Origin of the sequence: Pseudomonas moraviensis, from assembly GCF_900105805.1 — a bacterium.
GTDB lineage: Bacteria > Pseudomonadota > Gammaproteobacteria > Pseudomonadales > Pseudomonadaceae > Aquipseudomonas > Aquipseudomonas moraviensis_A.
This window is the reverse complement of the sequence record NZ_LT629788.1, coordinates 1,160,239-1,186,890: the sequence shown is the minus strand read 5'-3', so window position 1 is coordinate 1,186,890 and position 26,652 is coordinate 1,160,239. Positions and strand designations below refer to the sequence as shown.

The following is a 26,652-nucleotide window of genomic DNA, read 5'->3' as shown; positions in this document are numbered from 1 at the left end:
CCGGCCTGGTGGCGCGCTTGGGGGATTACTCAATTTGGCTTTGAAGATCAAAAGATCGCAGCCTTCGGCAGCTCCTACGGTTGCACCGTATTTCAAATGTAGGAGCTGCCGAAGGCTGCGATCTCTTATGTTTGAAAACGCCACACTCTTTGCGGGCAGGAACACCATGCGAGCCGGTCTGGTGGCGCGCTTGGGGGATTACCCAATTTGGCTTTGAAGATCAAAAGATCGCAGCCTTCGGCAGCTCCTACGGTTGCACTGTATTTCAAATGCAGGAGCTGCCGAAGGCTGCGATCTCTTATGTTTGAAAACGCTACACTCCTTGCGGGCAGGAACACCATGCGAGCCGGTCTGGTGGCGCGCTTGGCGGATTACCCAATTTGGCTTTGAAGAACAAAAGATCGCAGCCTTCGGCATCTCCTACGGTTGCACCGTATTTCAAATGTAGGAGCTGCCGAAGGCTGCGATCTTTTGACGTTGGGTCAGGCTTGCCCTTTGGCCTGCTGTTCCAGATGCACCTGCAGTTCGGGATCAATCCGCAACGCTGCGGCCAGTTCATCCAGATAGCTGCGTTCGGCATCCTGTTGGTCGTCCACCAGCATCACGCTGGCCAGATACATTTCCGCGGCCACGGCCGGGTCGCCGTCCGCAGACTGCGCTACTTCGCTGGGATCCAGCGGTTTGGCGACTTCGGCGTCGAGCCATTGCTGCAACTGCGGATCCGCAGTGTGTTTGCCGATTTCGCTGCTGATCAGGTGCTTCTCTGCGTCGTCGATACGCCCGTCAGCCTTGGCGGCGGCGATCAAGGCGCGGAGCACCGCGTGGCTGTGGGTTTCGATTTGCGGGCCGGCGAGCAGGTCGGCGGTTTGTGGCAGGTCTGGCGGCGCCTTGCTGGCCTGGCTGCGTTGCCAGGCTTGATACGCCTGGTAGGCCATCATGCCCAGCGAAGCGAGGGCCGCGTAATGGGTGCCGCCGGAACGACTTCGGTTGCCGCCACCCAAGGCACTTCCCAAGCCGCCACCACCGAGCAAGCCTCCCAGTAACCCACCCAAGCCGCCGAGTCCGCCGGAAGCCGCGCCAGCACCTGCGCGGGTCTGCCCTCCACCGCCCAACAGGCCGCCAAGCAATCCGCCCAGGCCATCGCCGGCCGCAGCACCACGTTGTTGACCCGCCGAGGCCTGGCCTCGCAGCAGTTGTTCGAGCAAATCGCTGGTGTTCATGTCGTCATCCTCAAGGCCCCGGCCCGATTGCGTCAGGCAACGATAGACCGACGCGGCCATAGCGCCAGCACCGTTTGGCTGACGCCCGATAATCGATGAATCGCTACGCAAGAAATTTTCCGCCAGCCAGCTAAGATTCAAGGGTGGTGAACCTTATCCCGGCCAAACCGGTCGATAGCTGCAACCCGACCCGGTTTGCCGACGCCCTTCCTGACGATGGGCGATACCCGGCTTGCTTCACTTTCTGGAGAACGCCCCCGTGATATCCACCGTACACATCGCCAGGCTGAAAGCATGGGGCGCCCATGGTTTTACCGCGACCGGCGTGGTCACCGCCTTCCTTGCCACCCTCGCCCTGCTGGAAAACCAGCCGATCCATTGCCTGATGTGGCTGGGCGTAGCGCTGATCGTCGACGGCCTCGATGGCGCACTGGCGCGCAAGGTCAATGTGCAATCGGTGTTGCCGAGTTTCGACGGCTCGATTCTTGATCTGGTGATCGACTACCTGACTTATGTGTTCATCCCGGCACTGTTTATCTACCGCTACATTCCCCTCCCCGATTACACCTTGTTGCTGACGGTGTCGGTGATTCTGGTGTCCTCGCTGTTCTGCTTCTGCAACGTCAACATGAAGAGCAAGGACAACTACTTTGTCGGTTTCCCGGCGGCCTGGAACGTGGTTGCGCTGTGCCTGTACATCATTGGCCCGGGGCCGTGGATCACCTTCCTCACCGTGATCGGTCTGGCGCTGCTGACGGTGACGCGGATGAAGTTCCTGCACCCGTTCCGCGTTCGCCGCTTCATGCCGATCAACATTGCGGTGACGGCGATCTGGCTGTTGTGCAGTCTGTCGCTGGTGCTCAATCACCCGGTAATCAACCCGCTGGTGATGGGCTTGTGGCTGCTGATGTCGGCATATTTCCTGGGGATCTGCATCTGGCGCACGGCGCTGGAGTGGTTTGATCGCGGCCACTCGAAATAAGCAAATCCCCCTGTAGGAGTGAGCCTGCTCGCGATAGCGGTGGGTCAGCTGAAAATCATTCGACTGATACACCGCTATCGCGAGCAGGCTCACTCCTACAGGGGTTGTTTATTTGTCCGGAACTAACGTTTGGTTATCACCACTTCCAGATACTCACTCGGCACCACCAGCGACGCCTCCCCCGCCCGGTTCGAGCGGTTGAGCAACTCTGTCAGATCCTCCTCCAGCGCCTGCCCAGCCTCTGGCGTCAACACCGCAAACGCCTTGTGCACCGGCCCGTACCAGTGGCGAAAGATGTCAATGAAATGCGCCGCGGAGCGATAGCGGAAGTTGAAATGGTTGCGCGTCACCCGCACGACAAAATCGCGATCATCGAAATGCTTGTGCAGCCATGCATCCGAGCCCCAATTCGATGGAGGCTGTGCAACCGCAGGCGGTGGCAGATGCTGACCGAGGATCTTGAACATCTGACCGACGAAGCCCTCCGGCGTCCAGTTCGCCATACCGATCCGCCCGCCCCGACGACAGACCCGGCCCAGCTCACTCGCAGCGGTCACCTGATCGGGCGCAAACATCACCCCAAACGTGGACAGCACGGCGTCGTAGCTTTCGTCGGGAAACGGCAGCGCTTCGGCATCGGCCACATGGAAAATCACCTCCAGATGCTCGGCCCGGGCGCGGTCCTGACCGCGCTCCAGCAGTGCCGCCACGTAATCGGTCGAGGTCACCACACAACCGCGCCGCGCCGCTGCCAGAGTGGCGTTGCCGTTGCCGGCAGCGACATCCAGCACTTCTTCGTCACAACGCAGATCGCAGGCTTCGGCGAGGCATTCGCCGACGATTTGCAACGTGGTGCCGATCACGGCGTAGTCGCCACTGGCCCAAGCGACTTTCTGACGTTCCTTCAGGGCAGTGAGATCAATCGGGGTACTCATGACAGCGAGCTCCGTGGCAGAGAGAATGCACAGGCTGCGACGCGGACCGTGCTTGCTCACTATCGCGCCGAGGCTGCCCGGCGTCCCTGTCAATCGTCCGGCGAGCCCATAAACCGGGGACTTTGCCGATGAGCGGTGGAAATCTGTCAAGCCCATGAAACAGGTTGGCTGGCATAGGGCTGCAGATACTGGCAATGGCTCATGGGTCGCGACCCATGAGCCATTGTTGTTGTCATCAAGCCGCCGGCGCCTTGGCCTCCTCCAGCAACTGCTTGATCATCTGCTCCTGCTCCGCATAACGACCTTCACCGAAGTGGCTGTAACGCACTTGGCCCTTGGCGTCGATCAGGTAATGCGCCGGCCAGTACTGGTTGTCGAAGTGGCGCCAGATCGCATAGTCGTTGTCGATCGCGACCGGGTAGGTGATGCCGAGTTTTTTCACCTGATCCTTGACGTTGTCGATGATGCGTTCGTAGCCGTACTCCGGCGTATGCACGCCGATCACCACCAGGCCGTCCTTCTCATACTTCTGCGCCCAGTCTTTGACATACGGAAGGGTGTGCTGGCAGTTGATGCAGTCGTAGGTCCAGAAATCCACCAGCACCACTTTGCCGCGCAGGGATTCGGCGCTGAGTTCCGGGGAGTTGAGCCACTGCACGGCGCCGGACAGCGACGGCATCGCGCCTTGGGCGTCGTCCATCATCGAATCCGCGCGGACCTTGCTGACGAAGTAGTCGACCACTTTTGGCACGTTTTCCAGGACGTTTTTCTCGACGCTGGCAACGCCTTCCGAAGAGGTGTTGGCGAGCAGGGTTTTGTCCGCGCCGGTGGCGATCACTGCGACCGTAGCCAGCACCGCAACCCCGGCACCGCGGCGCAACCAGCCACTGAACGGGATCGACGGCTTCAGTCGATTGACCAGACCGCGCCCGGCGAAGATCAACGTGCCCAGCGACAAGGCGCTGCCGGCACCGTAAGCCAGCAGCAACAGGCTGGTCTGGGCATTGGCACCTTGCAGCATCGCGCCGGTGAGAATTACTCCAAGGATCGGCCCGGCACAAGGCGCCCACAACAGGCCGGTGGCGACACCGAGCATGATCGAGGCCATGGGTCCTGCGCGTTTACGGGTGTCCTGATCGAGGCGATTGCCCAACGCGACAAAGGGTTTGGTCAGCCAGTCGCCGACCCGGGCCGAGATCAGCGACAGGGCAAACAGCGCCATGACCAACAGGGCCACGTGGCGGCCGGTGTTGCTGGCCTCAATCACCCACTCGCTGCTGACCACGGCGAGGCTGGAGATCAACGCAAAGGTCAGCGCCATGCCGCCGAGGGTGAGCAGGATCGAGGAGCGTGTACGGTTGGCGCCAGCGAACAGAAACGGCACCACCGGGAGGATGCACGGACTGAGGACGGTCAGCAGACCGCCGAGAAATGCGATGAGGTACATGACGGGTCACCTTGAAATGGGGGCTGGGCGCACAACCGGGCAGCGAGGGGATATGTCCGCCTCGCTAGCTCGCTTTATTGACGCCGTGGCTCATGCGTTCTGGCCGTCCAGCAACTGCGCTTGTGGCGTGCGACTGGCACCGTTTTCCGCGACCAGTTGGCCCTGCGGTGTGCGGCTGGAACCGTCAGCGGCAAGCGTCTGGCCCTGCGGCGTGCGGCTCGAACCATCAGCGGCAAGCGTCTGGCCCTGCGGCGTGCGGCTGGAGCCGTCAGCGGCGAGCGTCTGGCCCTGCGGCGTGCGGCTGGAGCCGTCAGCGGCGATCAGTGCATCGCTGCCCTCCTTCGCCACTGTGGTCAGCTGGAAGCAGGTGCTGCTGGCGCAACTGCTCTGCTCCAAGGCACTGTTGGCGTGGGCGGCGGCACCGGTGAAGGCGAAGGCTGCTGCGGTCAGAAAGCGCGAGACGTTGTTCATGGCAAAACTCCTTGCAGAAAAAGTAGGGATGACTCAGTTCTGGTTGTTGCAGCCGTCAGCGAATTTGCTGTAATCCAGCTCGCGGGTCTTGCCGGCGGAATCGAGGTAGGTCATGCGCGCCTCGGTGATGCCGCAGGTCACCGAGGTGTCTTCGGTCATCGACAGCACTTTCTTGATATCCAGATGGGTGCCGTAGGTGTAGGTTTGCCGGCTGACGTCAGCTTCGGCGTGGGCCGACAGGGTGCAGATGTTCAGAGCGGCGAACAGGCAGGCGGCGAATACGGATTTGTTGTTCATGGTGGTGTCCTCAAGGCTTCAGTGGGTTTTGAGCCGAGGCAATCTGTGTGTGCCTCGATGGAGCCTATTTGAGGCGCTCGAGGTATCGCGTCTGTGTCAGGAAAGGACGAGAATCACTCGTTGTGTATCCACGCCATGTGTAGATACACAGCGATACAAACCCCGGTAAAAATCGCGTTTTTGCGTCGGCGTGTATCCGCCGTTGCGGCAGATACACTGCAATACAAAGGCAGGCAGGCGTGCGGTTTCCGGCGCTATAGACTGCACGGCATTCCCCTTTTGACAGAGGCTTGAACCGATGGAACATGTCGATCACATTCTCATCGTCGACGACGACCGCGAGATCCGTGAACTGGTAGGCAACTACCTGAAGAAAAACGGCCTGCGCACCACAGTGGTCGCCGATGGCCGGCAGATGCGCAGCTTCCTGGATGCCAATACTGTCGACCTGATCGTGCTCGACATCATGATGCCCGGCGACGATGGTCTGCAGCTGTGCCGCGAATTGCGCGTGGGCAAACACAAGGCGACGCCGGTGCTGATGCTCACCGCGCGCAACGATGAAACCGACCGCATCATCGGCCTGGAAATGGGCGCCGACGATTACCTGACCAAACCGTTCGCCGCCCGCGAACTGCTGGCGCGGATCAACGCGGTATTGCGCCGCACCCGCATGCTGCCGCCGAACCTGGTGGTCACCGAAGCCGGACGCTTGCTGGCCTTCGGTCGCTGGCAACTGGACACTTCGGCGCGTCACCTGCTCGACAGCGACGGCACCATGGTTGCCCTCAGTGGCGCCGAATACCGCCTGCTGCGGGTGTTCCTCGACCACCCGCAACGGGTGCTCAGCCGCGATCAGTTGCTCAACCTGACCCAGGGACGCGAAGCCGACTTGTTCGACCGTTCCATCGATCTGTTGGTCAGTCGCTTGCGTCAACGTCTGCTTGACGATGCCCGCGAACCGGCCTACATCAAGACTGTGCGCAGTGAAGGTTATGTGTTTTCGCTGCCGGTCGAACTGCTTGGGGCGTCGGCATGAAACTCAAGCTGCAATGGCCGCGCACCCTCGCCTCGCGCCTCTCGCTGATTTTTCTGATCGGGCTGATTCTGGCGCAGGGCCTGTCGTTCGGCGCGCAGTATTACGAGCGCTACCAGAGCGCGAAAAGCACCATGCTCGGCAACCTTGAAACCGACGTCTCGACCTCGATGGCGATCCTCGATCGCCTGCCCGCCGCCGAACGCGAGGCCTGGTTGCCGCGCCTGGCACGGCGCAATTACGGCTACCTGCTCAATGAGGGCGAACCGGGCATGCCGGTGACCTCGGCTGAAGAATCCGTTGCGATTGCCTCGATTACCGCGGCCATCGGCGGCACTTATCCATTGGTGTTTACCGAGGTTCCCGGCGGTCCGAGACGGCATTTCCAGGGCCATCTGCGCCTGAGCGACGGTAGCCCGGTGACCATCGATATCCGTCCGGCGATGGTGCCGCTGTCGCCGTGGTTGCCAGTGGTGCTGCTGGGCCAGCTGGCGCTGCTGATCCTCTGCACCTGGCTCGCCGTGCGCATCGCCATTCGCCCCCTCACCCGCCTGGCCAATGCGGTGGAAACGCTCGACCCCAACGCGCATCCGATCAAACTCGACGAGCAGGGACCGACCGAAGTGGTCCACGCAGCGCGGGCGTTCAACGCCATGCAGACGCGCATCGCCGCCTACCTGAAAGAACGCATGCAACTGCTCGCCGCGATTTCCCACGACTTGCAAACACCGATCACCCGGATGAAATTGCGTGCGGAGTTCATGGACGACTCGGTGGAAAAAGACAAACTGAGCAGCGACCTCGGCGAGATCGAACATCTGGTGCGCGAAGGCGTGGCCTACGCCCGCAGCGTTCACGGCGCCACCGAAGAAAGCCGCCGTACCGATCTCGACTCGTTCCTCGACAGCCTCGTGTTCGACTATCAGGACATGGGCAAGGACGTGCAGCTCGGCGGCAAGAGCAAAGCGGTGATCGAAACCCGTCCGCAAGCGCTGCGCCGGGTCCTGGTGAACCTGACCGACAACGCCCTGAAATTCGCCGGCGCCGCGCAACTGCAGGTCGAAGCGCAGGGCAACAGCCTGTCGGTGAAAGTCCTCGATCGCGGCCCGGGCATCGCCGAGGCCGAACTGGCGCAGGTGCTGGAACCGTTTTATCGCGTGGAAAACTCGCGCAACCGCGACACCGGTGGCACCGGACTCGGGCTGGCAATTGCCCAGCAATTGGCGATGGCGCTGGGTGGTTCGCTGCTGCTGAGCAATCGCGAGGGCGGCGGCCTGTGCGCTGAGCTCAGGTTGCCGCTGCCACGCTGAGAAAAACACCGACTAGACTCAATCAGTACCCAGTCGAGGGGGCCGCAGGACTTCTGCTGTGCCCTGCCCCTATCCGTGACCACCGCCCGGTGGCGCCTGCCTCGACATTCAACGCCGCCGGACCTTGATCCTGTTTCAGGAGCACACGTGATGAATGAGGCGAAGCTCAACGAATTCATGGGCAAACTGGTCAGCGACATGGGCGGCGCGGCGATGCTGGCCAATGTCATCGTCGGCGAAGAACTCGGTCTGTACCGGGCGATGGCCGACAGCCAACCGATCAGCCCCGAAGCCCTCGCAGCAAAAACCACCTGCAATCCGCGTCTGGTACGCGAGTGGCTCAGCGCCCACGCCGCATCCGGTTACATGGAGCACCTCGACGGTCAGTTTCGCTTGCCGGAAGAACAGGCGCTGGCGTTGGCCGTGGAGGATTCGCCGGTGTACGTCGCCGGCGGTCTCGGCGTAGTGGCGTCGTTTTTCCATGACAAGGACAAACTGGTCAAAGCCATGCGTGGCAATGGCGCGCTGTCCTGGGGCGATCACCACCCGTGCATGTTCAGCGGCACCGAACGCTTCTTCCGCCCCGGCTACAAAGGTCACCTGATCGCTGAATGGCTGCCGGCACTGGAAGGCGTGGTGGCGAAACTGGAACGCGGCGCCAAAGTCGCCGACATCGGCTGCGGCCACGGCGCCTCGACGGTGATCATGGCCCAGGCGTTTCCCAGGTCGCAGTTTGTCGGCTTCGACTTCCACGCGCCCTCCGTCACCGTCGCCACGCAACGGGCCGAAGAAGGTGGCGTGGGCAACCGCGCCAGATTCTTCGAGGGCACGGCGAAAAACTATCCCGGCAGCGACTACGACCTGATTTGCTTTTTCGATTGCCTGCACGACATGGGCGACCCGGTCGGCGCCGCCCGCCATGCCCATGAGGCGCTGAAAGACGACGGCACGGTGTTGCTGGTCGAACCCTTCGCCAACGACAAACTGGACGACAATCTCAACGCGGTCGGGCGCCTGTTCTACGCCGCCTCGACGTTTATTTGCACACCCAATTCGCTGTCACAGGAAGTCGGCCTCGGGCTCGGTGCCCAGGCCGGAGAGCTACGCTTGCGCAAGGTATTCACCGAAGCCGGGTTCAAGCAGTTCCGCCGCGCCGCGCAGACACCGTTCAACCTGATACTGGAGGCGCGCAAGTAACCGACTGAAAACGCGAAACCTGTGGCGAGGGAGCTTGCTCCCGCTGGACTGCGCAGCAGGCCCTTCTTCTGCGGCCGCTTCGCCCCCCAGCGGGAGCAAGCTCCCTCGCCACAGTGGTTGATGCTAACCTGCGGGCACTGCCCATTCTGGAGTGCTGAGCATGCTCGACAGCCCGATCCGCGAACACCTCGATACGCTGGTGCAGGCCATGACCGAGGATAAGTTTCTAGTCCTGACCGGCGCTGGCATCAGCACGCCTTCGGGCATTCCGGACTACCGCGACAGCGACGGCGTGCGTCGCGGGCGGCAGCCGATGATGTATCAGGAATTCCTTTCTGCCCCGGAATCACGCCGTCGCTATTGGGCCCGAGCCATGCTCGGCTGGCCGCGCGTGCGCCAGGCGCGGCCGAATGCAGCGCATCAGGCGCTGGCGACGCTGCAGCAGCGTGGCCGGATCAGCGATCTGATCACGCAGAACGTCGACACCTTGCACGATCAGGCCGGTAGTCACGATGTGATCGAACTGCATGGCAGCCTGCATCGAGTGCTGTGTCTGGACTGCGGGCAGCGCAGTCCGCGCGATGAGATTCAGCGCCAGATGGAAGCGGAGAATCCCTATCTGAGCGGCGTTGATGCGGTGCAGGCGCCGGATGGCGATACCTTGCTCGACCCGGCATTTGAAGCGCGCTTCCAGGTGCCGCAGTGCCCGCATTGCGCGGGTGAGCGGATGAAACCGGATGTGGTGTTTTTTGGCGAGAACGTGGCACAGGCGACCGCAGCGCGGGCCATGGCAGCTGCCGAGAATGCGGCGGGGTTGCTGGTGGTTGGGTCATCGTTGATGGCGTATTCGGCGTTTCGTTTGTGTCGCGTGATTGCCGAGCGTGGCAAGCCGCTGATGGCGATCAATCTGGGCAGGACCCGGGCGGATGATCTGCTGGATTTGAAGATTGAAGGGTCGTGTGAGGTGCTTTTGCCTTGGATAGTTGAAAAGCTGGAACGGTGAGATTTTGAGTATTGGGTTCGGCTTGAAATCGGCCCCTCACCCTAGCCCTCTCCCGAGGGAGAGGGCTAGGGTGAGGTGGTCTGGCTCAATGCGCCCGATCCAGGCCCACCAATAAAGCGCTGTCGCGACTGTAGATATCCGGCGCGTATCGCACGTGGCCGCTGCTGTCGACTTGCGCCGTCCAGTAGGTCATCAGGATCGGCACGGGGGAAGACAGGCGAAATTCGTGGGTGGTACCGCTGGCGAGCAGTGTGTCGGTGCGGGTCTTTTCTGCCGGCGACAGCAGCAGATCGCGCAGTTGCAGCGGATGCTCGACACGCACGCAACCGGAGCTGAACGCCCGTGGACCTTTTTCAAACAGCGCCTTGCTCGGCGTGTCGTGCAGGTACACCGAGAACGGGTTGGGGAAACGAATGACCATTTGCCCCAGCGGATTGCGCGGGCCGGCGTCCTGGCGCAGGAGGATGTTGCCGGGGTTGTCCCAGTCGATGTCCGCTGCCGCCAGGGGCTGACCGTTGGCATCGAGCACTTGCAGGTTCTGGCGGCTGAGGAAGGTCTGGTCCTTGCGGATTTCCGGCAGCTTGTCTTCTTTCCAGATGGTGGGCGGCACAGTCCAGGTCGGGTTCAGCGTGAGCCGGGTGACGCGGGATTTCAGCAGCGGTGTCTGGCGCTCGGCGCGGCCGACCTGGGTGCGGGTCTGCCACACCGGCTGACCGCCCTGATACAGCGTCAGCTCAGCGGCCGCGACGTTGACCACCAGACCGCTGGGCTCCATGTCCTGGGCCATCCAGCGGAAACGTTCGAGATTGACGCGCAACTGATCGCGGCGAGTCAGCGGGCTGATGTTCAGCTCGGCAATCGTACCCGGCCCGACCACGCCGTCAGCCTGCAACGAGTGACTGGCCTGAAAATGCTTCACCGCTTCCACCAGCACGTCATCGTAGGCGTTGTCCGGCGTCACGATCACGTCTGCCAGATAACCTTCGTTGTACAGACGCCGGGCGAGTTCCGGCACGCGCTGGTCTTCCATCGCCGGGCGCAGCAGCGGCCCGTTGCCGACCGGCTGCCACTGCGGCAGGGCCTGCAAACGTTGTGCGGCATACAACTGACGCAGGCTCTGATACTGAGGCAGATGCGGACGGGCGAGGTCGAACGCTGCAGCAATGTCGTTCACCCCCGGCACGGCAATGCTGAGCAACTGCGCCTGACGATCGGTCGGCGGGCCGTCGACATGCCACAGCGGTTCGAAATGCGACTGCAACAGACGACCGTAATGCAGATCCTGCAAGGCCTGCAGGTAATGGCGGCTGATATCGATATCGGCACACAACTCGCCGTCCTGCGGCGGTGACGCCGGCACAGCATAGCGATTGGGATTCAGCCCATCGTCGGCCAACAGCTGCAATTGCGCGCGCAATGCCGGCAATCGAGCCGACTCACTGGCCCACACAGGCATCCAGTCCTGCTGTGCATAGAACGCCTGCAATTGACTCAGCGCCGGGCCGTTGAGACGCGGAGCAATGGCCGGGCACGACTGCGCCAGGCTGATCAACACGGCCTGCAACGGGCTGCGCGGCTCCACCGGCAGGTCCGTCGTCGGCGTCGCCAGGGTTTCGAGCGGGGGCAGCGGCTCATCGGCGCAAGCGACAAACGGCGCAGCGAGCAAACAAATGCTCAAGTAGCATGCGTACTTTTTGAACAACTGCTTTACTCCAATCCATGGCCGTCCAGATGACGGTCAACCTTACATCAGGTGCGCTGAACAGTCAGGCTCCAGCCTCGGAGCCTGCGGGTATTGACTGGGAGTCAGGAGCCAAAGTGCCGTTTATGTAGCAAGTTGAGGACACTTTATAAAATGTTGACGTTTTTGCGCCGACTTCTGTTGAGCACCGCGACCCTTGTCGCCGTGACCAGCCCAGTATTTGCCGCCGGCAAGCCATCGCCGGTTCTCTATAACAGCCTCGCCCACGCCGCGCCGGAACTCAATCCCCAAGCGCTCAAAGGTGCATTGAACGCCATGCAGTGCGCGGTCAACAACGGCGCAAAGCCCTCGCGGCATCTGGCGATCATCGACTATTCGCAACCGTCCACCGAACGTCGTCTGTGGATCTTCGACCTGAGCAAACAGAAATTGGTGCTGCGGGATCTGGTCGCCCACGGTTCCAATTCCGGGGAAAACTTCGCCACACAGTTTTCCAACCGCGAAGGCAGTTATCAGTCCAGTCTCGGCCTGTTCCGCACCCAGGAAAGCTACGAAGGCACCCACGGCTATTCACTGCGCATGGACGGCCTGGAACCCGGTTTCAATGATCTGGCCCGCGATCGCGCGATCGTGATTCATGCCGCCAGCTACGTGAACCCGCTGTGGAGCAAGCGTCAGGGCCGCATCGGCCGCAGTCAGGGTTGCCCCGCCGTGCGGCCGCAGATTGCCAAACAGGTGATCGATCGCCTGAAGAACGGCCAGTTCATGTTTTCCTGGTACCCGGATCAGCGCTGGCTGCAAAAGTCACCGTACCTGAACTGCCAGCCGCAGCAGGTGGCGAGCATTCTCAACACCCACGCCAGTTAACGCGCGTCGCCGCCGGCGGGTTTGTAGAACAGGAACCTGCCGGTCTGCGCGGTGTTGCGATAAGCCTTGGCCCAGCTCGGGTGCACGCCGCGGTCGTGAAAATACAGGGCGCCGCGGGTGCGGTCCTTGAGCTGGCGATTCAACGCCTTGCCAGCGATTTCCTTGGCCAGCGCGTATTCGGCGTCTTCCTTGACCTGATCGGGCTTGCCATCGCACCACCAGGAAAACTGGCAGTTGCCGCTTTCCGAGCCTTGCTTGACCACCGCGCACACCGTGTCGGGAAAGCCTTCATGGCCAAGGCGATTCATCACCACGCTGGCGACGGCCTCCATTTCCGGGGTGTCCTTGCCCTTGGCTTCCCAATAGATGCTGCGCGCCAGACAGGTCAGCGGATCGTCCAGCGGCGCGGCGCCGGCCGGGTCCACTGCCTGCGCTTCGGTGGGGGTGATGGCCTCGGATTTCGGCGCCGGAGCAGCACTGACTTTATCCGCCGCTTTCTCCTCCAGCACCTCGGCTTTCTGTTCCGCCTTGGCCTCGATAGGGGCCTGAGCGCCGGCCCATGCTGCGCCGGCAAAAACAATCCACAACAAACCGCCCGCCAAGCCTTTCAATCCCATGTCGGTTCTTCCGTCAGCGCCCGTCGGGGGCAAGATGTTACGTCGGTGAGACGCCCGGTTTGCGGGGTCTTCGCAGAGTGTAGCGAGCAAATACGCGGGCACACCAGTGCAGAAAAAATCCGCCGCAAAGAAAAACACATTCACCCACCGGGGGCCTTTCGCGCATCATGGGCGCATTCAGCTCAAGGGAGATTTCCATGCGCTTCATGCCGTCCGTTTTGCGTTGTGCCGCATTGTCGCTGGGCGTGGTGTTCGCCACCTCGGCGCTGGCCGCCGATGAACTGCAATTGATCGAGTCGATCAACAGCTATCGCAGCCAGCCGCAGCGTTGCGGCAGCCAGGCGTCGAACGAGTTGCCACCGTTGTCGGCCGACCCGCGCCTGCGACTGCCCGCCAGTGGCGCGGTCGATTTGCAGCAGGCCATGGCCAGCGCCCGCTATCCGATGGTCAACGTTCAAGCGATCACTCTCAACGGCCCGCGCGATGCGGCGTCAGCAATGAAGGCGATTCAGGAAAGCTTCTGTCAGGTGGTGCTCGACCCGCAGTTTGTCGATATCGGCGTCAACCGCGTTGACCGTGACTGGCGCATCGTCCTCGCGCGGCCGTTGCTGACGGCGAAACTCGGCGATGCGCAAAGCGAAGGGCAAAAGCTGTTGGCGCAACTCAATACCGCGCGCAGTCAGGCCCGTCAGTGCGGCGGCCAGTCCTTCGCGGCGGCAGCACCGCTGGCCTGGAACGCCACGCTGGGCACCGTTGCCCAGGATCACAGCCGCGACATGGCCAACAATAATTATCTCGACCACAAGGACCGCGACGGCCGCACACCCGGCGACCGCGCCGAACTGTCCGGTTACAGTGGGCAACTGGTTGGCGAAAACATCGCCGCCGGGCAGGACACCGTCGGCAAGGTCGTCGACGGCTGGCTCGCCAGCCCCGGTCATTGCGCCAACCTGATGAACCCGCAATATCAGGAACTGGGCGCCGCGTACGCAACCGATCCGAAAAGCAACGCCGGCATTTACTGGACGGCAATGTTTGGCGCACCGTAAGGCATCATCGACGCCGTCAATCACTCGGTCAGCCAGAGTGATTGGACGGCGTGGCGAGCGCAGCCTACCCTGCGCGATCTGCGCCCGCTGACGGCGCTCCACATCCACGAGGCGAGCCCATGACACAGCGTGAATTGATCGATGGTCACAACCGCCGCGTGGATTATCTGCGCCTGTCGGTCACCGATCGCTGCGATTTTCGCTGCGTCTACTGCATGGCCGAGGACATGCAGTTCCTGCCGCGCCAGCAGATCCTCACCCTCGAAGAACTGTTTCAGGTAGCGCAAAGCTTCGTCGCCCTCGGCACGCGCAAGATCCGCCTGACTGGCGGCGAGCCGCTGATCCGCCCCGGTGTCGTGCAGCTGTGTGAGCAGATTGCCGCCCTGCCCGGCCTGCGCGAACTGTGCCTGACCACCAACGGCTCGCAACTGGGCCGACTGGCCAGGCCGCTGTTCGACGCCGGGGTCAAGCGCCTCAATATCAGCCTCGACAGCCTCGACCCGCAGCGTTTCAAGGAACTGACGCGCACCGGCGATCTGGCGCAAGTCATCGACGGCATCGATGCCGCCCGTGCCGCCGGGTTCACTCGCACCAAACTCAATTGCGTGGTGATGCAAGGGCGTAACGACCACGAGATCAACGATCTGGTCAGTTTCGCCATCGAGCGTGATCTGGATATTTCCTTCATCGAAGAAATGCCGCTGGGCGCGATTGCCGAACACAGCCGCGCCGAGTCGTTCTATTCCAGCGCGCAGGTGCGTGAACGCATCGCCGAACGCTTTACCCTGATCGACTCCACCGAATCCACGCAAGGGCCGTCGCGCTACTGGCGCGTAGCCGAAGCGCCGAACATTCGCCTGGGGTTCATTTCACCGCACAGCCACAACTTTTGCGGCACCTGCAACCGCGTGCGCCTGACCGTCGAAGGTCGCTTGCTGCTGTGTCTGGGCAACGAGCATTCGATGGACCTCAAAGCGGTGTTGCGCGCGCATCCGGGCCACCCGGAACGCTTGGAAAACGCGATCATCGAGGCAATGAAACTCAAGCCCTATCGACACAACTTCGAAGTCAACGACGACGTGCAAGTGGTGCGTTTCATGAACATGACCGGCGGCTGATCCGCCGCGCAACAGGGACCGCGAGATGATCGTCAGACCGAGACCCAATCAGTTCGCCGTGCTCTTCACCCTCAGAGGTTCGATCGCCAAACGCATTGCCGTGCGCACCTTGATGCTGACGCTGCTGGCGGCGGTGATTGTGCTGGTTGAAATCCTTGTGCCGCGCTACTTCGCCGAGATCAACGCGACACCGTTCACCCTGCTCGGCCTGTCGCTGTCGATTTTCCTCAGCTTTCGCAACAACGCCTGTTACGACCGCTGGTACGAAGGCCGCAAGGCCTGGGGCGAAGTGCTGCTGCGGGTGCGCGCGGTGATGCGCGAAACCCAGGGCATCGACGACGCCAGCCTGCGTCGGCAACTGTTGCGCAATTTGTGCGGGTTTGCCCATGCATTGAACGCCCGGCTACGCACAGAGAGTGAGGCGCAGGCCAGTGCCGACTGGGTCAGCCCGCCGATCGACGAGGCTGTACCGGACCACTGCGGGCAGATCCTGCACCAGGTCGGGCGCCAGTTTTCCGAGCTGGAAACGGCCGGTGTGCTGTCGCCATGGCGTTATCAATTACTGGCCAGTCACCTGACCTGCCTGAGCCAGGCCCAGGCCGTGTGCGACCGGATCAAGAACACGCCGCTGCCCTTCCCTTATACCCTGCTGCTGCACCGCACTATCTACCTGTTCTGCCTTTTGCTGCCCTTCGCCATGGCGCAATCGCTGGGTTGGTTGACGCCGCTGTTCACGGCGATTGTCAGTTACACCTTTTTCGGCTTCGACGCGATTGCCGATGAACTCGAAGACCCGTTCGGGCGTGATGAAAACGACCTGCCGACCGACGCACTGGTGCGTACCCTGGAGCGCGACGTGCTGCACGAACTCGGCGTCTCGCCATTGCCGCCCGCGCCGCAACCGGACGATTACGTGCTGCGCTGAATGGCACAGCGGCGGGCCCGGCGTGTTCACTCTGGACCGAGGTGCGGACATTCGCGAGCAGGCTCGCTCCCACAGTTGAAATGCATTCCAATGTGGGAGCGAGCCTGCTCGCGAAAAAGGCAACTCGGTCAATCAGACCAAACGCACCAAGCGACACCGGCAAATTTTGCGTTTACACGCGCGCGAATTCCCCCTTACTATCCGGGCACACCGGTCGCCGGGCCCGCCCTGCCGCCGACGCTTTCCGCCAACGGAAACACGCGTTATGAGTACGTCACCACAACAACCCAAAAGGTTGCACGTCTCTGCCGTACGCGCCCACTGCAACCGGGGCCGCGTATGAACCGCATCGTCAATCTGCCCATGGCCCTGCGCCGTTCCAAGCTGCGTCACTCCGCACGCCCGCCGGATATCGCCTGCTGATTTCTGTCAGTCACTAAGCCATTGTGGCGAGGGAGCGTGCTCCCGCTGGACTGCCTGGCAGCCCCGCCTTTGAACAACAAGCGAGAGCCGCTTCGCGCCTCAGCGGGAGCAAGCTCCCTCGCCACAGGTTCTGTGTCCTTTGACTGATCTCCCTATGAAATCCCTGCCGGGACGCCCTGCGTCCGGCCGAATCTGCGCGCCCGTGCGGCGCCATCGTGAGTGATTTGCCATGAAATTCGCAGCCATCGAAGACGCACGCCTGTTCCTCGAACAGAACCCCGATATCGACATGTTCGAGCTGTTCATTCTCGACGCCAACGGCGTGCCGCGCGGCAAGCTGTTGCACCGTGAAGAGCTGCTCGCCGTGTATGAAAGCGGCCGGCCACTGCCGAGCACGATTCTCGGTTTGACCGTGCAGGGCGAGGACGTCGAGAACTCCGGACTGGTCTGGGACGTCGGCGATATCGACTGCCGCGCCTATCCGCTGCAAGGCAGTCTGGTGCGCCTGCCATGGCGGCAGATTCCGACTGCAGCGGTGCAGGTCAGCATGCACCCGACCGAAGGCCTGCCGGCGAGCATCGCTGATCCTCGGCACTTGCTGATCAAGGTGATCGACGGGCTCAAGGCCGAGGGATATCACCCGATCATGGCCTGCGAGCTGGAGTTCTATCTGCTCGACGCCAAACGCGATCACAACGGCCGCCCGCAACCGGCGCTGGACGCTGATGGCGGGCGACCGCGACACACGCAAGTCTACGGTTTGCGCGAGCTGGAACAGATCGAACCGTTCCTCGCTGACCTCTACAGCGCCTGCAAACTGCACGGCATTCCGGCGCGCACGGCAATCTCCGAATACGCCCCGGGCCAGGTGGAAATCACCCTCGAACACGGCGATGCACTGGCTGCGATGGATCAGGCGGTGCGTTACAAACGCCTGGTCAAAGGCGTGGCGCACAAGCACGGCATGCAGGCGACATTCATGGCCAAGCCGTTCGACGATCTGGCCGGCACCGGCATGCACATGCACGTCAGCCTCGCGGACGCCGACGGCCGTAATCTGTTCGCCTCGCAAGACCCGGCCGGCACCCCGCTGTTGCGCACGGCGATTGGCGGCATGCTCGCGTCCCTGCTCGACTCGCTGCTGCTGTTTTGCCCCAACGCCAACTCCTACCGACGTTTCCAGGCCAACAGCTACGCGCCACTGGCGCCGACCTGGGGCGTCGACAACCGCACCGTCAGCCTGCGCGTTCCCGGCGGGCCAGCGCCGACGCGGCACATCGAACACCGCATCTGTGGCGCCGACGCCAACCCCTATCTGGCAGCGGCGGCGATCCTCGCCGGCATTCATCGTGGCATTCGTGAAGAGCTGGATCCGGGGGCGCCGGTCGAGGGCAATGGCTATGCCCAGGCTAAAGAGTTGTTGCCGACCGATTGGCTGACGTCGTTACAGGCGCTGGAAAATTCCGCGTGGGCACGGGAGGCGCTAGGGCAGGAATTCCTCGGGGTGTATCTGGCGGTGAAGCGTGCCGAGTATCGGCAGTTCATGGCGGAAGTGGGTGAGCAGGATTGGCGGTGGTACCTCACCGAAGCCTGAGGATTCACCACAACCCCTGTAGGAGTGAGCCTGCTCGCGATAGCGGTGTGTCAGACAATTGATTTTTGACTGACGCACCGCTATCGCGAGCAGGCTCACTCCTACAGGGGACCGTGTACCAACCTGAATTTTTGTGGACGCTGACATGACCATTCGCTGCAATTCCTACTACACCACCACCCTCAACCAGGACACCGACTACCCCACCCTGCAAGGCCGGCACAAGGTCGATGTGGTGATTATCGGCGGCGGTTTCACCGGTGTCGCCACTGCTGTCGAGCTGGCGGAAAAAGGCCTGAAAGTCGCCATCGTCGAAAGCCACAAAATTGGCTGGGGCGCCACCGGACGCAATGGCGGGCAAGTCACCGGCAGCCTCTCCGGCGACGGTGCGATGCGCAAACAGATGCGCGCCAGTCTTGGCGATGACGTCGACGATTTCATCTGGCACCTGCGCTGGCGCGGGCATGAAATCATCCGCCAGCGCGTCGAGAAATATGCGATCCAGTGCGACCTCAAACACGGCCATCTGCACGCGGCGTATAAGCCGAGCCACATGACCGATCTGCGCAAGGACTACGACGAAGCCGTGCGCCGAGGTCTGGGCGATGAAGTGAGCCTGCTCGACCGCAGCCAGGTTTGCGATCTGCTGCAAAGCGAGCTGTACCACGGCGCGATCAAGAACACCCGCAACATGCACCTGCACCCGCTCAACCTGTGCATCGGCGAAGCGCGGGCGGCCGAAAGCCTCGGTGCGCTGATCTTCGAAAACAGTGAAGTGCTGGAGATCATGCACGGCGACAACCCTGGCGTGCGCACCGCCCACGGCCAGATCGACGCCAATCAGGTGATGCTTGCCGGCGACGTCTATCACAAACTCGAACCGGGCCAGCTCAAGGGCAAGATTTTTCCGGCCATGGGCGGCATCGTCACCACCGCGCCGCTCGGCGATCTGGCGCAACAGATCAACCGCGAAGACCTCGCCGTCTATGACTGCCGATTCGTCCTCGATTACTACCGGCTCACCGCCGACGGCAGGTTGCTGTTTGGTGGTGGCGCGAATTACAGCGGCAAGGATTCGCGCAACATTGCTGCGGAGCTGCGCCCGTGCATCGAGCGCACGTTCCCGGCGCTAAAAGGCGTGCCGATCGATTACCAGTGGAGCTGCGCCATGGGCATCGTCATCAACCGCATCCCGCAACTGGGCAAGCTCTCGGACAACGTCTGGTACTGCCAAGGCTACTCGGGACACGGCATCGCCACCACGCACATCATGGGCGAAATCATGAGCCGGGCGATCACCGGACAGCTGGAGCAGTTCGACACCTTCGCCGCGTGCCAGCACATTCGCGTACCGATGGGCGACCTGCTCGGCAACCCGTTGCTGGCGGCGGGGATGTGGTATTACCAGATGCTTGAGCGGTTGCGCTGACCGGACCGGCCCTTTCGCGAGCAGGCTCACTCCTACATTTTGAAATGCGGTCCCCTGTAGGAGTGAGCCTGCTCGCGATGAGGCCCTCAAACCCAACAAAAAACTCAATCCGGCAACTGCTCCACCACAATCCCCAACCGCTGGTAATCCTCGACATTCCCCGACCCCGGATGCCGCTCGGTAATCAGCCTGTGCAGGCGCGTGCACGGCGCCACCACAAACGGCTCCACCGCCCCCAGCTTGTCCGCCGTGGTCACTGCAATTACCCGCGTCGCGCTGTTGAGCATCGCCTGTTTGATCGGCACTTCATCGAAATGCAGCGAGGTGATCCCGACCTCGGGATGAATCGCACAAACGCCGGTAATCGCCAGATCAGCCTTGATCCCCGCCAGCAGTCGCAGCGCTTCCTGACCACTCGCCGACATCGAATGCGGATTCAATTCGCCGCCCGCCAGAATCACTTTCACGCCCTTGTATTCGGACAGGGCAATCGCCGTCAGCGGTGATGCGGTCACGGCGGTAATGCAGATGTCGGCGGGTAACGCCCGCGCTACCTGCAAAGTGGTCGAGCCGGAGTCGAACAACACAATCTGCCCGTTCTCGATGTGCTGGGCCGCCAATTGCGCCAGGCGCACTTTGATCTCGTCCGTCTCATCCAGGCGGGTGAAGTAATCCTTGCCGGAATCTTTCGGTCGCGGCAACGCCCCGCCATGCACGCGCTGCACCAGACCGGCGTTGTCCAGTTCGGCGAGATCGCGGCGGATGGTGTCTTCGGAGACTGCAAAATGCTGGCTCAGCTCGGAGGCCATGACCTTGCCGTCACGCTCAAGAAGCAAAAGGATTTTCTGCCGGCGCAGCGAAGGCAATTCAGCGATGGAGTGGTCGTGCATGGTTGTGCCTGTTTGTGCTTGTAATTGCAGGTTTCAGCGACACTAGCGAAAGTCTCGGGCGAATACAAACGCGACGGCTATCAATGCTTTCGATCATTGGAATCAACAAGGCGAATTTTTTCTTTGCGTTGCGCCTGTTCACAATGGCCCCACTCTTAAAAGCTCAGGATGAACCGCCCATGAATCTCAATTTCGCCTTCGCCTGCATGATCGTCGTGTCGTTCGCGATTGCCTTGGGCCACGCCTGACAGCAAGTCAAACCGAGGCGAGCAATTGCTCACGCAACCATTTATGTGCCGGATCGCGGTGCATGCGCTCAGCCCAGAACATCGCCATTTCATAGCCGGGCACCTGCAACGGTGCATCGACCACTTGCAGCGCCGGATTGCCGCGGACCAGGCGTGACGGCAGCATCGCCACCAGATCGGTGCTGGCCAGTACCGACATCGCCATCAGAAAGTGCGGCACCGACAACACCACTTTCCGTGCCAGGCCGACCTCGGCCAGCGCCTTGTCGGTCACGCCGAAAAAGCCCCCACCCTCCCGCGACACCAGCACGTGCTCCAGCGCGCAGAATTGTTCGCGGCTGGGCGCCTGGGTCAATCCCGGATGACCGATGCGCCCGGCCAGCACATAGCGTTCAGTGAACAACGGTCGCCGATGCAACTCCGCCGGCGCGTCCTCGCTGATGTGCAGGGCCAGATCGAACACGCCCTGCTCGGCCTGCTTGACCATTTGCGCGGGCGTCAGGTCGATGATCGCCAGCCGGGTGCCCGGGGCCTGTTCGCGCAAATGGCTGAGCGCTGGCAGCACGACAGTGGATTCACCGTAATCGGTCGCGGCGATTTTCCAGCTGTTATTCGCCTGCGCCGGGTCGAACACATCCGCTGGCGCCACCGCCCTTTCCAACGCCTCCAGCGCTTCACGCAATGGCTCGCGCAGTTCATCGGCGCGCGCGGTCGGGCGCATGCCTCTTGGGCCGGGCAGCAACAGCGGATCGTTGAAGATTTCGCGCAGTCTGGCCAAGTGCACGCTCACCGACGGCTGCGACAAATGCAGACGCTGCGCCGCGCGGGTGACGTTGTGTTCGGCGAGCAATACGTCGAGGGTCAGCAGCAGGTTGATATCGAGGCGTCTCAAATTATTCATGGCTATACCAGACATATCAGACATTCATTTCCAATATACCTGGCGAGCGCCGATCCTGCAGTCATCAACTCAAGGAGCACCCGACATGAATGTATTACTGGTTTACGCTCACCCTGAATCGACTTCGCTCAACGGCTCGCTGCGCGACTTCACCGTCCAGCGCCTGCAAGCCGCCGGCCACACCGTGCAGGTCTCCGATCTGTACGCAATGAACTGGAAACCCGTGCTCGACGCCGATGACGCACCGCAGCGCGATCAATCGCAACCGTTCCACGCCTCCCTCGACTCGAAACGCGCCTACGCCGACGGCACCCAGGCCGCCGACATCGCCCGCGAGCAAGAGAAACTGCGCTGGGCCGACGCACTGATCCTGCAATTCCCGATGTGGTGGTTCAGCATGCCGGCGATCCTCAAGGGCTGGTTCGACCGTGTCTACGCCTACGGCTTCGCCTATGGCGTCGGCGAACACTCCGACAGCCGCTGGGGCGAGCGATACGGCGAGGGGAAAATGAAGGGCAAACGGGCGATGTTGCTGGTTACCACCGGCGGCTGGGAATCGCACTACAGCCCACGCGGGATCAATGGGCCGATGGACGATTTACTGTTTCCGATTCAACACGGGATTCTGTATTACCCAGGGTTTGATGTGGTGCCACCGTTTGTGGTGTATCGCACCAGCCGGATGGATGAGGCGCGGTATGGCCAGACCACTGAGGAACTGGGGTTGCGCCTGGATGAAATGTGGAGTGTGCGGCCGATCGGGTTTCGGCAGCAGAATGGTGGGGAGTATGCGATTCCGGGGTTGACGTTGAAGGATGAGATTGCGCCGGGCCTGGAGGGTTTTTCAGCGCACATCCGCTAGCCCCTCACCCTAACCCTCTCCTAAAGGGAGAGGGGACTGACCGAGTTGTTCTGGCAAATTACGCCGATCTGGGATATCGAGCCGAACTCAAGTTTTGAACAGCCCCCGCTCTGCTCCCTTCCCCCTCGCCCCCTTTGGGGGAGAGGGGGATGGATCTGACTGACACGCCGCAATCGCCAGGCACCACTGGCTTGCTTCAAGTTTCCTGGCGCACCCGCCGAAACTGCACCAACAATGCCGGGGCAAAATGCAGCAGCACCATCCGGCTCAGATGATGCGTCAGGATAAACACCACATTCAGCCCGCCACCAAACGCGACGATCGCAATCGTCTCGATCGCGCCAGGCATGTACGCGAGCCACAACGACAGCGGATCACTGCCCAGCCAACTTGCGGCCCCTTCAGCAAACACCGCCGCGACCACAATCATCAACCCCACCGAGACCAACGCCGTGCGCCCATGTCGCGCCAGTTCCGCGACGCCGAGTCCCTTAAACCGCGAGCCGATGCGCACGCCGAGAATCAGTGCCGCCAGGTTCAAACTCCACTCCGGCATGTGAAAGCCATGCAGCCATCCTGATTTCACAAACCCCGCGGTAATGAGGATCGCAGTAAGCATGAATGGCGCCGGGACGCCGATCAGCAGCAGCAAACGCCCGAGCAATACGCTCAAAGCGATAACTGAGCACGCGGTCAGCGCCATGCCTGTGGTCAACGGATCGCTGGCGACTTCAGCAACCCCTGCTTGCCCGGGAATGAGCACGCTCACCAGCACGGTGATCAATAGCAGCCGCATCAGGTGCACGATGATGACCTTGCTCGAAGCCTTTTCCGATTCAAGCAAATCGAACACCGCGGCCAATGCGCCGGGATACACCGCCAACAGCGCATCGGTGCGATTCCAGCCAGCGCCGCGTGTCAGCCACCAGCCAGCGAGGGCGATTTGGAAAGTCAGGCAGATCAGCAAGATGCCAAGGCTGGGCAACATCGTCGAGGCCGTTTCGCTGTCCCAAGCTTCGAACATCAGCCCGGTGGCGATACCCAGCGTGACCTGGATGTAGCCAAGTCCATAAGGGGTTGCCAGGGCAATGCCGGTTTTGCTGGCAAACAACGCGGTCACCACAATTGAGCCCAACAACAAACCGTGGGGAACGCCTTCAAACTGCAACAACGCGCCGAAACCGGCGGCAATCAACAAGCACACAATGGATTTCATAGTCGCCTTCCTGGCTATCCAACTGACACACCACCATTTCCCTGTAGGAGCTGCCGAAGGCTGCGATCTTTTGATTTTTTAAGATCAAGATCAAAAGATCGCAGCCTTCGGCAGCTCCTACGGGGGGTTGCGTTTTATGCGCGAAGCCGTGCAATCGCCCGCCGATACTTCTCGACCCGCTCCAGATCCTCCCAACTCGGCGAGGCGATCCGCGAGATATCGCTGTTCTCCTCCAGATCCGCCAGCTTCACTACCCGGCCGATCGGGTTCTGCGCGGCGCGATCGACGAAATCCTCGTAGGACTCGCCGGGCACTTTGCTCACCGCTGCAATCGCCGCCAGCACCTCTTCGCTGAAACCTTCCCCGCGCAAATCATCCAGACTCACCCCGCAATCCTCGACCACATCGTGCAGCACAGCGACGATGCGTTCTTCCAGCGTGTTCATGCGCAACATGACTTTCAGCGGATGCAAAATGTACGGCGCGCCGCCCTTGTCCACCTGCCCGCTGTGGGCCGTGGCGGCAATGGCGATGGCGCGTTCGAGGGTTTGGGCCATGGGAATCGAATCCTGCGCTGAATGTTTCTGATTGTTGCGCAGTGTACGCGAAGATCGTGCAGCGCAAAGCCGATTGAACCTTGCCCGCCCTCGCCGCCTCGAAACCAGACAAGCGCCAAATCACCGATCGGACGCGGCGCCATTGGAGAGGAACTGCCGATGAAAACCCGACTGCTGCTCCTGATCGCCACATTCGCCATCATCCCCACTTGCGTCATGGCCGAAGGCTGCGACGTCCAGACCCGCTCCTCCAGCGCCGCAGTGCCCGCCGTGGAAACCCACAGCTGCTACGAATACGAAGGCATGCCCGTGGACTCCATCAACTGGTCGTGCAGCAACGAAAGCAAGGACACCCTCAACGCCACCAAGAAAAAAGTCGAGCGCTGCGACGACCACTACCAGGCCACCTGCACCGCCCGCCTCACCCAGGAATCCCTCGCTAATCCGCACTCGACCAGCAAAGACAAAAGCGCCAAACCGCTGAACATGCCCGACAACGCCAAAGTCACCACGTATTACTACGACGGTGAGCATCTGGCTCAGGCGAAGATTGATTGTGAGAACAGTGGTGGTGACTGGAAGGCCAAGTAGTTTCCAGGATCTGTCAAAAAGCCCGGCTGGATGCCGGGCTTGCTGTATTTGAACCCACCATCAGCCCTCACCAGCGCCGCTGCTGGTACCGCTGTCGTTCGACTGCTTCGAACCACTGGGCTTGGAGCCCGAAGGTGTCGAGCCATCATTGTTGGTGGTGTTGCCCTGAGTGCCCTTGGGCACGGTGGCGCCGTTGGAATGAATGTCTTCCGGCGCACTCGGGTTGGTTTGGCTGTTGCCGTCGTTTGCAGTGGGTTCAGGGGTGTCGCTGGCGGCTGTTGCGTAGAGCGAGGTGGCGGATAACAGGGTGGCCAGGGAGAGTGCTGCGAGTTTGACTGGGCGCATATCGATGGTTCCTTTGCGGGGTGAGTTACGCATTGGAAACAGGTATTCGGTGAAAATGCGGGGTGGCTGACGAATGGCAGGGATAAATAACCCGACGCCTCGAAGAGACATCAGGTTAATAAAGACAACATCTTGTGCGCAGAAAAAAGCCCGGCTCAAAAGACCGGGCTTTCAGCTTGCGACACTCATCAACTACCGCCGCTCCCGCCACTGCTGCTACCGGACGGTTGACCCGCAGGGCTGGGTTTGGAGGCAGATGGCACCGGCCCATTGTCGGTCTTGCCACCATCACCACCTTGGGGCAGCGAATCGGCATCCGGGTCGGCATTGGTGGCTGGAGACGCCGGTTCTCGAGTCTGGCTGGTGCCGTCGCTCGCCTTCGGGGTCGACGTTTCGCCCGCCGCGAGCGTGTACGGCGAACTGCCGAACAGCAATGCCGCGAGGGTAATCACCGCAAATCTATGGTTCAGCATGGTGGCTCTTCCTTTGCGTGTGGAGTTACAGCATTGGAAGCAGGTGCACGGCGAACGTGCGACGCGTCGGACGAATGGTTATCACCCGGATGTTTCGCCAAATTACGACGCCTGAACGCTTCGCGGCAAAACACCCGAACGGCCCGCGGGTTCCTGAAAAATCAACCTCGATAAAGCTATGCGAAATGCATGCCCCTCAAAAATTCGCCGGCGTATTCGCACTGATAATCTCAGCCTCATCCGCCCCGATATTGCGGAACTTGTGCGGCAGCGTGGTCGGAAAGTAATACCCATCGCCCGCACTCAACACACTCACCTGCCCGTCCACGGTCAATTCCACCGTGCCGCGCGTCACCAGCCCGCACTCTTCGCCTTCGGCATGCACGATCGGCTCTTCGCCGGAGCTCGCGCCGGGGGCGTATTGTTCGCGCAGCAGACGCATCTGGCGGCTGGGGACGGAGGCGCCGATGAGCAGCAGGCGCAGGCCGTGGCGGCCGAGGTCGGGTTGTTCGTTGGCGCGGAAGACGTATTGGTGTTCGCGCGGCGGCTGGTCGAAGGTGAAGAAATCGGCCAGAGACATCGGAATGCCTTCGAGCAGCTTTTTCAGCGAGCTGACGGAGGGGCTGACGCGGTTCTGTTCGATCAGCGAGATGGTCGCGTTGGTCACGCCGCTACGCCGGGCGAGCTCGCGCTGAGAGAGTTTGTAGCTTTCGCGTACTAGTTTGAGTCGAGAACCCGTATCCATGACTGCCTTATGTTGAGGTACTTAAGGGTAATGGGGGTGGGTGGCGGGTGACGCGCAGGTCGCGCGGATCACGTTGCTCCCGTGTCCCGGAACCGTGAAAGGCGGCTATTAAATCACGTTTGCGGGTGTTGCTCAGCAGGTTCGATGGATGGTTGGGCAAAAGTCATTTATGCCTTGGTAATCCGGATCTGTAGGAGTGAGC

General features: G+C 61.6%; 28 protein-coding genes. 14 read left to right on the top strand and 14 right to left on the bottom strand.

What is annotated here, in order from left to right:
- Window positions 1–482: 482 nt before the first annotated feature.
- Entirely contained in the window at window positions 483–1,220 is a 738-nt protein-coding gene (locus BLU71_RS05720; protein WP_083354303.1) for a tellurite resistance TerB family protein, read from the bottom strand.
- A gap of 259 nt (window positions 1,221–1,479) precedes the next feature.
- Between BLU71_RS05720 and pcsA the strand changes: the two genes are divergently transcribed.
- Window positions 1,480–2,202, top strand: coding sequence for a phosphatidylcholine synthase (gene pcsA / locus BLU71_RS05715; RefSeq protein ID WP_042609341.1), 723 nt, complete (start codon window positions 1,480–1,482; stop codon window positions 2,200–2,202).
- Between the two features lie 122 nt (window positions 2,203–2,324).
- On the opposite strand, the gene BLU71_RS05710 is transcribed toward pcsA, so the two are convergent.
- The 4 genes from BLU71_RS05710 to BLU71_RS05695 form a co-directional block, all read right to left on the bottom strand.
- Window positions 2,325–3,137, bottom strand: a complete 813-nt coding sequence (locus BLU71_RS05710) for a class I SAM-dependent methyltransferase (RefSeq protein WP_083352515.1) — start codon at window positions 3,135–3,137, stop codon at window positions 2,325–2,327.
- Window positions 3,138–3,372: 235 nt separating this feature from the next.
- Entirely contained in the window at window positions 3,373–4,584 is a 1,212-nt protein-coding gene (locus tag BLU71_RS05705; protein WP_083352514.1) for a cytochrome c biogenesis protein DipZ, read from the bottom strand.
- Window positions 4,585–4,674: 90 nt separating this feature from the next.
- Entirely contained in the window at window positions 4,675–5,055 is a 381-nt protein-coding gene (locus BLU71_RS05700; RefSeq protein ID WP_083352513.1) for a hypothetical protein, read from the bottom strand.
- A 33-nt stretch (window positions 5,056–5,088) separates the two neighbouring features.
- Window positions 5,089–5,352, bottom strand: a complete 264-nt coding sequence (locus BLU71_RS05695) for a DUF2790 domain-containing protein (RefSeq protein ID WP_042609337.1) — start codon at window positions 5,350–5,352, stop codon at window positions 5,089–5,091.
- A 298-nt stretch (window positions 5,353–5,650) separates the two neighbouring features.
- On the opposite strand from BLU71_RS05695, the gene BLU71_RS05690 reads away from it, so the two are divergent.
- The 4 genes from BLU71_RS05690 (at window position 5,651) to BLU71_RS05675 (ending at window position 9,898) form a co-directional block, all read left to right on the top strand.
- Window positions 5,651–6,391 (top strand): response regulator, encoded by a 741-nt coding sequence (locus BLU71_RS05690; RefSeq protein ID WP_039762337.1) that lies wholly within the window; start codon window positions 5,651–5,653, stop codon window positions 6,389–6,391.
- Window positions 6,388–7,698, top strand: a complete 1,311-nt coding sequence (locus BLU71_RS05685; RefSeq protein WP_042609336.1) for an ATP-binding protein — start codon at window positions 6,388–6,390, stop codon at window positions 7,696–7,698. Before BLU71_RS05690 ends, BLU71_RS05685 begins: the two co-directional genes overlap by 4 nt.
- A gap of 150 nt (window positions 7,699–7,848) precedes the next feature.
- Window positions 7,849–8,895 carry a class I SAM-dependent methyltransferase gene (locus BLU71_RS05680; protein ID WP_083352512.1) on the top strand — a complete coding sequence of 349 codons (1,047 nt, stop codon included), beginning with the start codon at window positions 7,849–7,851 and terminating at the stop codon, window positions 8,893–8,895.
- A gap of 160 nt (window positions 8,896–9,055) precedes the next feature.
- Window positions 9,056–9,898, top strand: coding sequence for an NAD-dependent protein deacetylase (locus BLU71_RS05675; RefSeq protein ID WP_083352511.1), 843 nt, complete (start codon window positions 9,056–9,058; stop codon window positions 9,896–9,898).
- A gap of 85 nt (window positions 9,899–9,983) precedes the next feature.
- Here BLU71_RS05675 and BLU71_RS05670 read toward each other — a convergent pair whose 3' ends face one another.
- Entirely contained in the window at window positions 9,984–11,600 is a 1,617-nt protein-coding gene (locus tag BLU71_RS05670) for a L,D-transpeptidase family protein (RefSeq protein ID WP_083352510.1), read from the bottom strand.
- Between the two features lie 153 nt (window positions 11,601–11,753).
- Between BLU71_RS05670 and BLU71_RS05665 the strand changes: the two genes are divergently transcribed.
- Complete coding sequence (locus BLU71_RS05665; RefSeq protein ID WP_064363540.1) at window positions 11,754–12,467, top strand: murein L,D-transpeptidase catalytic domain family protein; 714 nt, start codon at window positions 11,754–11,756, stop codon at window positions 12,465–12,467.
- On the opposite strand, the gene BLU71_RS05660 is transcribed toward BLU71_RS05665, so the two are convergent.
- A complete protein-coding gene (locus BLU71_RS05660) occupies window positions 12,464–13,084 on the bottom strand; it encodes a cell wall hydrolase (protein WP_083352509.1) in 621 nt (206 codons plus the stop codon). The genes BLU71_RS05665 and BLU71_RS05660 overlap by 4 nt on opposite strands.
- Window positions 13,085–13,281: 197 nt before the next feature.
- On the opposite strand from BLU71_RS05660, the gene BLU71_RS05655 reads away from it, so the two are divergent.
- From BLU71_RS05655 to BLU71_RS05635, 5 genes are all read left to right on the top strand, one after another.
- Window positions 13,282–14,133 (top strand): CAP domain-containing protein, encoded by an 852-nt coding sequence (locus BLU71_RS05655; protein WP_042609330.1) that lies wholly within the window; start codon window positions 13,282–13,284, stop codon window positions 14,131–14,133.
- Window positions 14,134–14,252: 119 nt separating this feature from the next.
- Complete coding sequence (moaA, locus tag BLU71_RS05650) at window positions 14,253–15,251, top strand: GTP 3',8-cyclase MoaA (protein ID WP_041480911.1); 999 nt, start codon at window positions 14,253–14,255, stop codon at window positions 15,249–15,251.
- A gap of 25 nt (window positions 15,252–15,276) precedes the next feature.
- Window positions 15,277–16,176 carry a bestrophin family protein gene (locus tag BLU71_RS05645; protein ID WP_064363544.1) on the top strand — a complete coding sequence of 300 codons (900 nt, stop codon included), beginning with the start codon at window positions 15,277–15,279 and terminating at the stop codon, window positions 16,174–16,176.
- Window positions 16,177–16,828: 652 nt separating this feature from the next.
- A complete protein-coding gene (locus BLU71_RS05640) occupies window positions 16,829–18,193 on the top strand; it encodes a glutamine synthetase family protein (protein ID WP_083352508.1) in 1,365 nt (454 codons plus the stop codon).
- Window positions 18,194–18,338: 145 nt separating this feature from the next.
- A complete protein-coding gene (locus tag BLU71_RS05635) occupies window positions 18,339–19,622 on the top strand; it encodes an NAD(P)/FAD-dependent oxidoreductase (RefSeq protein ID WP_083352507.1) in 1,284 nt (427 codons plus the stop codon).
- A 104-nt stretch (window positions 19,623–19,726) separates the two neighbouring features.
- Here the strand turns inward: BLU71_RS05635 and BLU71_RS05630 are convergent, their stop codons facing one another.
- Entirely contained in the window at window positions 19,727–20,512 is a 786-nt protein-coding gene (locus tag BLU71_RS05630) for a DeoR/GlpR family DNA-binding transcription regulator (RefSeq protein ID WP_064363547.1), read from the bottom strand.
- Between the two features lie 83 nt (window positions 20,513–20,595).
- On the opposite strand from BLU71_RS05630, the gene BLU71_RS27450 reads away from it, so the two are divergent.
- Window positions 20,596–20,760: a hypothetical protein gene (locus BLU71_RS27450; protein WP_165839223.1), complete on the top strand. Its 165-nt coding sequence runs from the start codon at window positions 20,596–20,598 to the stop codon at window positions 20,758–20,760.
- 7 nt (window positions 20,761–20,767) lie between these two features.
- On the opposite strand, the gene BLU71_RS05625 is transcribed toward BLU71_RS27450, so the two are convergent.
- A complete protein-coding gene (locus tag BLU71_RS05625; protein WP_173867294.1) occupies window positions 20,768–21,661 on the bottom strand; it encodes a LysR family transcriptional regulator in 894 nt (297 codons plus the stop codon).
- A gap of 85 nt (window positions 21,662–21,746) precedes the next feature.
- On the opposite strand from BLU71_RS05625, the gene BLU71_RS05620 reads away from it, so the two are divergent.
- Entirely contained in the window at window positions 21,747–22,523 is a 777-nt protein-coding gene (locus BLU71_RS05620) for an NAD(P)H-dependent oxidoreductase (protein WP_083352505.1), read from the top strand.
- 196 nt (window positions 22,524–22,719) lie between these two features.
- On the opposite strand, the gene BLU71_RS05615 is transcribed toward BLU71_RS05620, so the two are convergent.
- Together BLU71_RS05615 and BLU71_RS05610 are read right to left on the bottom strand one after the other, a co-directional pair.
- Complete coding sequence (locus BLU71_RS05615) at window positions 22,720–23,739, bottom strand: AbrB family transcriptional regulator (RefSeq protein ID WP_083352504.1); 1,020 nt, start codon at window positions 23,737–23,739, stop codon at window positions 22,720–22,722.
- 134 nt (window positions 23,740–23,873) lie between these two features.
- Window positions 23,874–24,296: an HD domain-containing protein gene (locus BLU71_RS05610; RefSeq protein ID WP_083352503.1), complete on the bottom strand. Its 423-nt coding sequence runs from the start codon at window positions 24,294–24,296 to the stop codon at window positions 23,874–23,876.
- 159 nt (window positions 24,297–24,455) lie between these two features.
- Here BLU71_RS05610 and BLU71_RS05605 point away from each other — a divergent pair, with 159 nt between their 5' ends.
- Window positions 24,456–24,887, top strand: a complete 432-nt coding sequence (locus BLU71_RS05605) for a hypothetical protein (protein ID WP_042609320.1) — start codon at window positions 24,456–24,458, stop codon at window positions 24,885–24,887.
- A gap of 60 nt (window positions 24,888–24,947) precedes the next feature.
- Here the strand turns inward: BLU71_RS05605 and BLU71_RS05600 are convergent, their stop codons facing one another.
- The 3 genes from BLU71_RS05600 to BLU71_RS05590 form a co-directional block, all read right to left on the bottom strand.
- Window positions 24,948–25,232, bottom strand: a complete 285-nt coding sequence (locus BLU71_RS05600; RefSeq protein WP_042609319.1) for a hypothetical protein — start codon at window positions 25,230–25,232, stop codon at window positions 24,948–24,950.
- A 188-nt stretch (window positions 25,233–25,420) separates the two neighbouring features.
- Window positions 25,421–25,705 carry a hypothetical protein gene (locus BLU71_RS05595; protein ID WP_042609318.1) on the bottom strand — a complete coding sequence of 95 codons (285 nt, stop codon included), beginning with the start codon at window positions 25,703–25,705 and terminating at the stop codon, window positions 25,421–25,423.
- Window positions 25,706–25,901: 196 nt separating this feature from the next.
- Window positions 25,902–26,450 (bottom strand): cupin domain-containing protein, encoded by a 549-nt coding sequence (locus tag BLU71_RS05590; RefSeq protein WP_011333561.1) that lies wholly within the window; start codon window positions 26,448–26,450, stop codon window positions 25,902–25,904.
- Window positions 26,451–26,652: the final 202 nt, after the last annotated feature.